Source organism: Mesorhizobium sp. M7A.F.Ca.CA.001.10.2.1, assembly GCF_003998575.1.
Taxonomy (GTDB): domain Bacteria; phylum Pseudomonadota; class Alphaproteobacteria; order Rhizobiales; family Rhizobiaceae; genus Mesorhizobium.
Genome location: NZ_RZQY01000260.1, coordinates 1 through 7,741 on the forward strand (window position 1 = coordinate 1; position 7,741 = coordinate 7,741).

The following is a 7,741-nucleotide window of genomic DNA, read 5'->3' on the forward strand; positions in this document are numbered from 1 at the left end:
GACGCGGATCGAGCTGACCGGGAATCATGAAGCCTTTGCTCGCCTCGGCTTTCGCGAAACTGAACGGACGGCGCATGAGGGCTATGCCAGGCCGACCTCGATCACCATGCGCAAAGCTATCTCGTAAGGTTTATCTTACGGTTTGTGGGCCGCGACAGCGTCAGGTCCTGAGCGGCAGCACCCGATCCGGCGGGCGGTGGCCGTCGACGAAGGCACGGATATTGATGATGACCTTCTCGCCCATATCGATGCGGCCCTCGAGCGTCGCCGAGCCCATATGCGGCAAAAGCACGACCTTGTTCTTGGCGGCGAGCTTCAGCAGCTTGCTGTTCAAAGCCGGCTCATGCTCGTAGACGTCGAGGCCGGCCCCGGCGATCTTGCCGTCCTGAATCAGCTTGACCAGCGCTTCCTCGTCGATGATGTCGCCGCGCGCGGTGTTGACGACATATGCGGTGGGCTGCAGCAGCGCCAGCCGCCGCGCTGAAAGCAGATGGAAGGTTGCCGGCGTCGAGGGACAGTTGACCGAGATGATATCCATGCGGGCCAGCATCTGGTCGAGGCTTTCCCAATACGTCGCCTCCAGCCCGTCCTCCACGGCCGGCAGCACGCGGTGGCGGTTGTGGTAGTGGATCGACAGGCCGAAGGCCTTGGCCCGTCTGGCGACGGCGGTGCCGATTCGCCCCATGCCGACAATGCCGAGCCGCTTGCCCCAGATGCGCCGGCCCAGCATCCAGGTCGGAGACCAGCCGGCCCATTTCTTGTCACCGGTGAGCACATTGGCGCCTTCCGCCAGCCGCCGCGGCACCGCCAGCATCAGCGCCATGGTCATGTCGGCGGTGTCCTCGGTCAGGACATTCGGCGTGTTGGTGACGGTGATGCCCCTCTTGGCCGCGGCCGCGACATCGATCTTGTCGACGCCATTGCCGAAGTTGGCGATCAGCTTGAGGTTGTCGCCGGCCTGGGCGATCAGTGCGGCGTCGATCTGGTCGGTTACCGTCGGCACCAGCACGTCGGCCTCCTTGACTGCCGCGACCAGTTCCGGCTGCGTCATCGGCCGGTCCTCGACATTCAGCCTTGCGTCGAACAACTCGCGCATGCGGGTCTCGACCGGGTCGGGCAGCTTTCGCGTGATGACGACGAGAGGCTTCTTTTTGCCTGCCATTGTTTCCCTCCCGAGTACTTGCCGCAATTCCGAACGCAAAACCGCATCACACTTTTGCTGGAATTGCTTCTAACCCGATCTCGTTGAGACCTCTTTAACCAAGACCGGCGAAACTGAAAGCCGGTCGCGGTGCCGATTACTCCCTGTAACAAGCGGTGCCGCCGAAGACAAAGAAAAAGGGGCGCCGAGGCCGATGGGCAAGCGCCGAAAGGAATGAAAGTGTCTGGTTTCGCGTCGCTTCGCCTGACCCTCAGCGCAGCATTTCTCGGCGCTCTGCTTTATTCTCCGCTTGCCGTGGCGCAGAGTGCCGCTGCACCTGCCCAGGGCGTCGTCACGCTTGGTCCGAGTGGCCTGCCGCTGCCGCGCTTCGTCAGCCTGAAATCCGGCCGCGTCAACTCGCGCGTCGGTCCCGGGGCCAACTACTCGGTCGACTGGATGTATATGAAGGCCGGCCTGCCGATGGAGATCATCCAGGAATTCGACACATGGCGCCGCGTGCGCGATGCCGATGGTTCGGAAGGCTGGATCAACCAGTCGCTGCTGTCCGGCCGGCGCACGGCAATCGTTGCTCCGTGGCAGCGCGGCAAGGGTGCCCAGATCAACCTTCTCAACAGCCCCAACAAGGACGCAAGGGTGGTCGCGATGGTCGAGCCGGGCGTCATGGGCACGATCAAATCCTGCGACGGCCAGTGGTGCGAAATGACATTCGATGGCCACACAGGCTGGCTTGCCCAGTCGATCGTCTGGGGCGCCTATCCCGGCGAACGGGTCAAGGACTGATTCTTGACCCAGAATCTTAACCCCGATCCTTCACGGCCCGGTTTGGGTGTGTTGAAATTCAGGTCAGCCTAGCGCCCGATACGGCCGAGATGGGTGTCCTGAAAGCCGGTTGGCAGCTTCAGGCCATAGGCCAGCGCACGGTCGATGGCGATGTGCGCGATCCAGATCAGCGCAACCGCCATCGCGGCCGCATTGCCCCACATGTGCCCGCCGAGCAACAACAGCACGGGCACGGTAAGGGGGCCTCGCCGGTCATTCGCGGCGTTTGGGGCGCAGCCTCACCACGATATCGACATTGGCGATCTCCATCCCTTCCGGCGGCTCCGGCAGGTTGGCGACCGTCACCGGACCACTGTCGATGTCGAATATGCGGTTTTCGCCTTCGATGTAGAAATGGTGGTGGTCGGAGGTGTTGGTGTCGAAATAGGTTTTCGCGCCCTCCACGGCGAGGATGCGCAAAAGTCCCGCCTGGGTAAACTGGTGAAGGGCATTGTAGACGGTGGCCAGCGACACCGGCACGCCGGCGGCAACCGCCTCCTCGTGCAGTTCCTCGGCCGACAGATGCCGGTCGCCCTTGGCGAAAAGCAGATCGGCCAGCGCAATGCGCTGACGCGTCGGCCTCAGGCCAGCTTCACGGACCCGCTTGTCCACAGCGACATTTTCCTTCCGGCCGTCCAGGTCCATCTTCTCGTCGAACCCCACAGTTCCGCCCCAAGACACGCCCAGAATGGCAAAAAAATGAACGTCTGCCGAAACCGGACCTCTCAGGACATATATTCTGTCGTCCGAATGCGATCAATAGCGCGCATTGACCCAGGCAGACGAGCAGGCTAAGCGCAAACGCCGGTTTCCGGCCTGAAACAGATTGTGTTAGGAAACCAACGACAAGGGCACCCGATAGCCCGGAACGATATGGGGATGAGATTGATGGCGGGTAAATCCAGCTACGAGTACGACGAATTGCTGGCCTGCGCCCGCGGCGAACTGTTCGGACCGGGCAACGCCCAGCTTCCCTATCCGCCGATGCTGATGTTCGACCGCATCACCGAGATCAGCGAGACGGGCGGCGCCTTCGAGAAGGGTTTCATCCGCGCGGAGTTCGACATCAAGCCGGACCTGTGGTTCTTTGCCTGCCATTTCATCGGCAATCCGATCATGCCGGGGTGCCTCGGCCTCGACGCCATGTGGCAATTGACGGGCTTCTATCTTGGCTGGCTGGGCGAACCCGGCAAGGGGATGGCGCTGTCGACCGGTGAAGTGAAATTCAAGGGCATGGTCACGCCCTCGGTGAAGAAGGTCGAATATGGCATCGACTTCAAGCGCGTGATGCGGGGCCGGCTGGTGCTCGGCATCGCCGATGGCTGGCTGAAGGCGGATGGCGAACCCATATACGCGGCAACGGATTTGAAAGTCGGTCTGTCCAAGCAGTCGGCGGTTGGCTGACCGGCATCCCTGGCCAGCCCTCTGGCCAGCACCCCTGGAAGGAGTTGCGAATGAGACGTGTCGTAGTCACAGGCATCGGCATTGTGTCGTCGATCGGCAACAATGCCAACGAGGTGCAGACCTCTCTGCATGACGCCAGATCCGGCATCAGCTTCTCCGATTCCTTCGCCGAACACGGCTTCCGCTGCCAGGTCTGGGGAGCGCCGACGCTCGATCCATCGGCCATGATCGACCGCCGTGCGATGCGCTTCCTGAGCCAGGGGGCTGCCTGGAACCATGTCGCCATGGATCAGGCGATCGCGGATGCGGGCCTCGGCGAGAGCGACATCACCAATGAGCGCACCGGCATCGTCATGGGATCGGGCGGACCATCCACCCGCACCATCGTCGAAGCTGCCGAAACGACGCTGAAGAACGGCAGTCCCAAGCGCATCGGTCCGTTCGCGGTGCCGAAGGCAATGTCGTCGACCGCATCGGCGACGCTTGCCACCTGGTTCAAGATCCACGGCGTCAACTACTCGATCTCGTCGGCCTGTTCGACCTCGGCGCATTGCATCGGCAATGGCTATGAATTGATCCAGTGGGGCAAGCAGGACATCATCTTTGCCGGCGGCCACGAGGATCTCGACTGGACGATGTCGGACCTGTTCGACGCCATGGGCGCCATGTCGTCGAAATTCAACGACAACGCATCGACCGCTTCCCGCGCCTATGACGCCAATCGCGACGGCTTCGTCATCGCCGGCGGCGCCGGGGTGCTGGTGCTGGAAGAGCTTGAGCATGCCAAAGCGCGCGGCGCGAAAATCTATGCCGAGATCGTTGGCTATGGCGCGACGTCGGATGGTCACGACATGGTTGCCCCTTCAGGCGAGGGCGCAGTCCGCTGCATGCGCCAGGCGCTGGCCACGGTTTCCACACCGGTCGACTACATCAACACCCATGGTACCTCGACGCCGGTGGGAGATTCCAAGGAAATGGGAGCGATCCGCGAGGTGTTCGGCCCAGAGATGCCGTATATCACCTCGACGAAGTCGCTGACCGGCCATTCGCTGGGCGCGGCCGGCGTGCAGGAATCCATCTATTCGATCCTGATGATGCAGGGCGGCTTCATCGGCGAAAGCGCCCATATCGAGACCCTCGACCCCGAATTCGAGGGCATGCCGATCGTGCGAAAGCGCATCGACGACGCCAGGATCGACACTGTCTTGTCCAATTCGTTCGGCTTCGGCGGCACCAACGCCACGCTCGTTTTCCAGCGCTATTCCGCATAAGGATTTGCCGGCCATGGACGGATTGATGAAGGGCAAGCGCGGGCTTGTCATGGGTGTCGCCAACGATCATTCGATCGCCTGGGGCATCGCCCGGAAATTATCCGAACATGGCGCGGAACTCGCCTTCACCTATCAGGGTGATGCCTTCGGACGCCGGGTCAGGCCGCTGGCCGACAAGCTCGGCGCCTCGCTGGTCGTGCCGTGCGACGTCGAGGACAGCGCCTCTGTCGCGGCCACGTTCGAGACTCTGGGCAAGGAATGGGGCGGGCTGGATTTCGTCGTCCACGCCATTGGCTTTTCCGACAAGAACGAGCTGAAAGGCCTCTACGCCGACACCAGCCGGGACAATTTCGTCCGCACCATGGTGATCTCCTGCTACTCCTTCACTGAGGTCGCCCGCCATGCGGCCACCTTGATGAAGGACGGCGGATCGATGATCACGCTGACCTATGCGGGGTCGGTCCGCGTCATGCCGAACTACAATGTCATGGGCGTCGCCAAGGCAGGGCTGGAGGCGAGTGTCCGGTATCTTGCGAACGACTACGGTCCGCGCGCCATCAGGGTGAACGCCATTTCGGCTGGACCGGTGCGCACGCTCGCCGGCGCCGGCATTTCCGATGCGCGCCACATGTTCTCCTACCAGCAGCGAAACTCGCCGCTGCGCCGCACGGTGACCATCGACGAGGTCGGTGGCTCGGCACTTTATCTGTTGTCGGATCTGTCTTCCGGGGTTACCGGCGAAATCCACTATGTCGATTCCGGCTATCACATCGTTTCCATGCCGACGCTCGACGAATTGAAGCAGACCGACGGCGCACGAGACTAACGCCTGCCGCCCAAAGATGCGCGGCGGTTTTAAAATGGCGACATTTGAAGACACGAAGCTTAGGCGCGCCAGTTGAATCCGTTTCAGCGCCAGGCGCGTTGATCCGCTCAAGAAATACTTTCGGTCCAATAAAATTGGATTCATTCGCGGAAACTCATTTTAAGGAGATATCCGCTAGAAAGCCCCGTACTCAGGGGAACTTTCAATGCTCGCCGTCAGCCACCCGAAGCGAACACCGGTGTTCCGACTGCTCACCATAGCGAGTTCGGGTCTCGGCAGTTTCGTCCTCGGGCTCTGGGGACTGAAGCTCGGTCTCGGCGATGGTTTTGCCGGCATCTCCGCGGACATGATGGTCTCGGTGATGGCCGCTCTTTGCGCACTGGCGGCGTCGGTCGCCGCGATGTCCTTCTTCGCCGGCGTCGATGAATCAGCGGATTTCGTCTTCACGGAAACCCATTTCGACAAGCTGACCGGCCTGGTGGCACGCCCGGCGATGGTCGGCAAGATTGCCGAGGCGGCATGCGCGACCAGCCGGACCGGCGAGCCGATGTTCCTCATCGATATCGACATCGACCGCTTCAAGCAGATCAATGACGCCATCGGCTACAGCCAGGGCGACGAGTTGATCCGCGCCTTCACCAAGCGCTTGAAGACGTGCGTGCCACCGCGCGCGCTGATCGGACGCATCGGCGCCGGTGAATTCGCGATCCTGCTGCCCGACAATCAAGTCTCGGGGTCCTTGGAAAGCACCATAGAGAGGCTCATCGACGAGATGATGGAGCCCTATGATCTCGGTACGCACCTGCAATCGGTCAGCCTGTCGGTCGGCATCGTGGCGATGCCAAAGGACGGCGTCGATCCGGTCCTCATCCTGCGCCGCTCTAATCTGGCGCTGCAGAACGCGCGCGCCAGCGGCGTCGGCAACTGGTCGGTCTTCCATGCCGAAATGGGCAGGGTCGCCGACCATCGCCAATGGATCGAATCCGAACTGCACATAGCCTTCGAACGTGGTGACTTCGACCTTCATTACCAGCCGCAGCTCGATCTCCCGACCGGCCGCATCGTCGGGTATGAAGCGCTTATCCGCTGGCGGCATCCGGAACGCGGCATGATCCCGCCTATGGAGTTCATTCCGATCGCCGAGGAAACCGGCATGATCGGCCCGATCGGCGAATGGGTGCTGCGCAAAGCCTGCAGCGACGCCCGGCATCTGCCCGACGATTGCTTCGTCGCCGTCAACATCTCGCCCGTCCAGTTCATGACCAAGGACTTCGTCGGCATCGTGCACGACGCCATGACGAGCACCGGCATCAAGCCGTCGCGGCTGGAGCTGGAAGTGACCGAGACGGCGATGATGCAGGACCGCGACCGCGCCGCCGCCATCCTGAAGGAGCTTGCGGATATGGGCATCTCGGTCGCCGTCGACGATTTCGGTACCGGCTATTCCAATTTGAGCTATTTGATCGATTTCTCATTCGGCAAGCTGAAGATCGACCGGTCCTTCGTCAGCCGCCTCGACACCGACTCCAGCTCCGGCGCGGTCGTCTCGACGATCGTCGGGCTTTCGCGCGCGCTCGGCGTCAGCATCATTGCCGAAGGCGTCGAGACCGAAAGCCAGGCGACGCTGCTCAGGGCAGCCGGCTGCGAGGTGGTGCAAGGCTACCTGTACGGCAGGCCGGCCCCCCTCAAGATCAGGGTCGGCGACGTGCATGTCACCGATGAGGTCCGACGCGTCGCCAATCTGCATTGAACGCGGTGCATTGTATCAACGACGAGCGACAAGCACCTTGAACATGCCGTCGCGGGCGAGTTCGGCATGGCTCGAAAAAGCGGCCGCCAGGATCGGCTCATAGGGAAGCTGGCGGTTGGCGACCATGAACAGCCGACCACCTGGTTTCAAGGCCTTGGCCGCCGCGCGGATCATGCCGGCGCCGATCTCCGGCTCGGCCGCCCGGCTGCGGTGAAAGGGCGGGTTCATGGCGATCGCGTCGTAGCGCTTCTCGACCGGTTCCTTCAGCAGATCGATCCAGAAGAAATTCCTGGCGATCGACTGGCCGACCCCTGCCAGATGGAGCTTTGCGGCTTCGAGCGAGGCGAAATCGGCCTCATAGAGGTCGAGCGCTGAAATGCCCGGTGAGCGGACGGCGATCTCGGCAGCCAGATACCCCCAGCCGGCGCAGAAATCGGCAATGTTGCCACGCAGATCATTGGGCAGGTTCTCGACCAGCAATTTCGAGCCGGTATCGATCCGGTCGAAGG

At 62.1% G+C, this 7,741-nt stretch carries 9 protein-coding genes and 1 pseudogene; 6 read left to right on the plus strand and 4 right to left on the minus strand.

All coding sequences use genetic code 11. The features are described from left to right. Nucleotides 1-127: pseudogene (locus EN964_RS38605) on the plus strand (GNAT family N-acetyltransferase); the annotation flags it as partial. Between the two features lie 33 nt (nt 128-160). Here EN964_RS38605 and EN964_RS17640 read toward each other — a convergent pair. Next, on the minus strand, nt 161-1,162 hold the full coding sequence (locus EN964_RS17640) for a D-glycerate dehydrogenase (protein ID WP_023811391.1): 1,002 nt from the start codon (nt 1,160-1,162) through the stop codon (nt 161-163). A gap of 219 nt (nt 1,163-1,381) precedes the next feature. Between EN964_RS17640 and EN964_RS17645 the strand changes: the two genes are divergently transcribed. After that, nucleotides 1,382-1,942, plus strand: coding sequence for an SH3 domain-containing protein (locus EN964_RS17645; protein ID WP_127267923.1), 561 nt, complete (start codon nt 1,382-1,384; stop codon nt 1,940-1,942). A 68-nt stretch (nt 1,943-2,010) separates the two neighbouring features. On the opposite strand, the gene EN964_RS17650 is transcribed toward EN964_RS17645, so the two are convergent. Together EN964_RS17650 and irrA are read right to left on the minus strand one after the other, a co-directional pair. Then, on the minus strand, nt 2,011-2,175 hold the full coding sequence (locus EN964_RS17650; RefSeq protein ID WP_372337958.1) for a DUF4260 family protein: 165 nt from the start codon (nt 2,173-2,175) through the stop codon (nt 2,011-2,013). Between the two features lie 19 nt (nt 2,176-2,194). Beyond that, the gene (gene irrA / locus EN964_RS17655; protein WP_024503471.1) at nt 2,195-2,626 is read right to left on the minus strand and encodes an iron response transcriptional regulator IrrA; all 432 of its coding nucleotides are present in this window, start codon (nt 2,624-2,626) and stop codon (nt 2,195-2,197) included. A gap of 243 nt (nt 2,627-2,869) precedes the next feature. Between irrA and fabA the strand changes: the two genes are divergently transcribed. The 4 genes from fabA to EN964_RS17675 all read left to right on the plus strand — a co-directional run bounded on the left by fabA (nt 2,870) and on the right by EN964_RS17675 (nt 7,232). Beyond that, nucleotides 2,870-3,385 carry a 3-hydroxyacyl-[acyl-carrier-protein] dehydratase FabA gene (gene fabA, locus EN964_RS17660; protein ID WP_013527885.1) on the plus strand — a complete coding sequence of 172 codons (516 nt, stop codon included), beginning with the start codon at nt 2,870-2,872 and terminating at the stop codon, nt 3,383-3,385. A 50-nt stretch (nt 3,386-3,435) separates the two neighbouring features. Next, nucleotides 3,436-4,656, plus strand: coding sequence for a beta-ketoacyl-ACP synthase I (gene fabB, locus EN964_RS17665; protein WP_127267922.1), 1,221 nt, complete (start codon nt 3,436-3,438; stop codon nt 4,654-4,656). Between the two features lie 13 nt (nt 4,657-4,669). Then, complete coding sequence (gene fabI, locus EN964_RS17670) at nt 4,670-5,482, plus strand: enoyl-ACP reductase FabI (RefSeq protein ID WP_127267921.1); 813 nt, start codon at nt 4,670-4,672, stop codon at nt 5,480-5,482. Nucleotides 5,483-5,687: 205 nt separating this feature from the next. Next, entirely contained in the window at nt 5,688-7,232 is a 1,545-nt protein-coding gene (locus EN964_RS17675) for a bifunctional diguanylate cyclase/phosphodiesterase (RefSeq protein ID WP_127267920.1), read from the plus strand. A 15-nt stretch (nt 7,233-7,247) separates the two neighbouring features. Here the strand turns inward: EN964_RS17675 and EN964_RS17680 are convergent. After that, nucleotides 7,248-7,741, minus strand: a 494-nt coding sequence (locus EN964_RS17680) for a class I SAM-dependent methyltransferase (RefSeq protein ID WP_164775863.1), incomplete at its 5' end; no start/stop codon positions are given.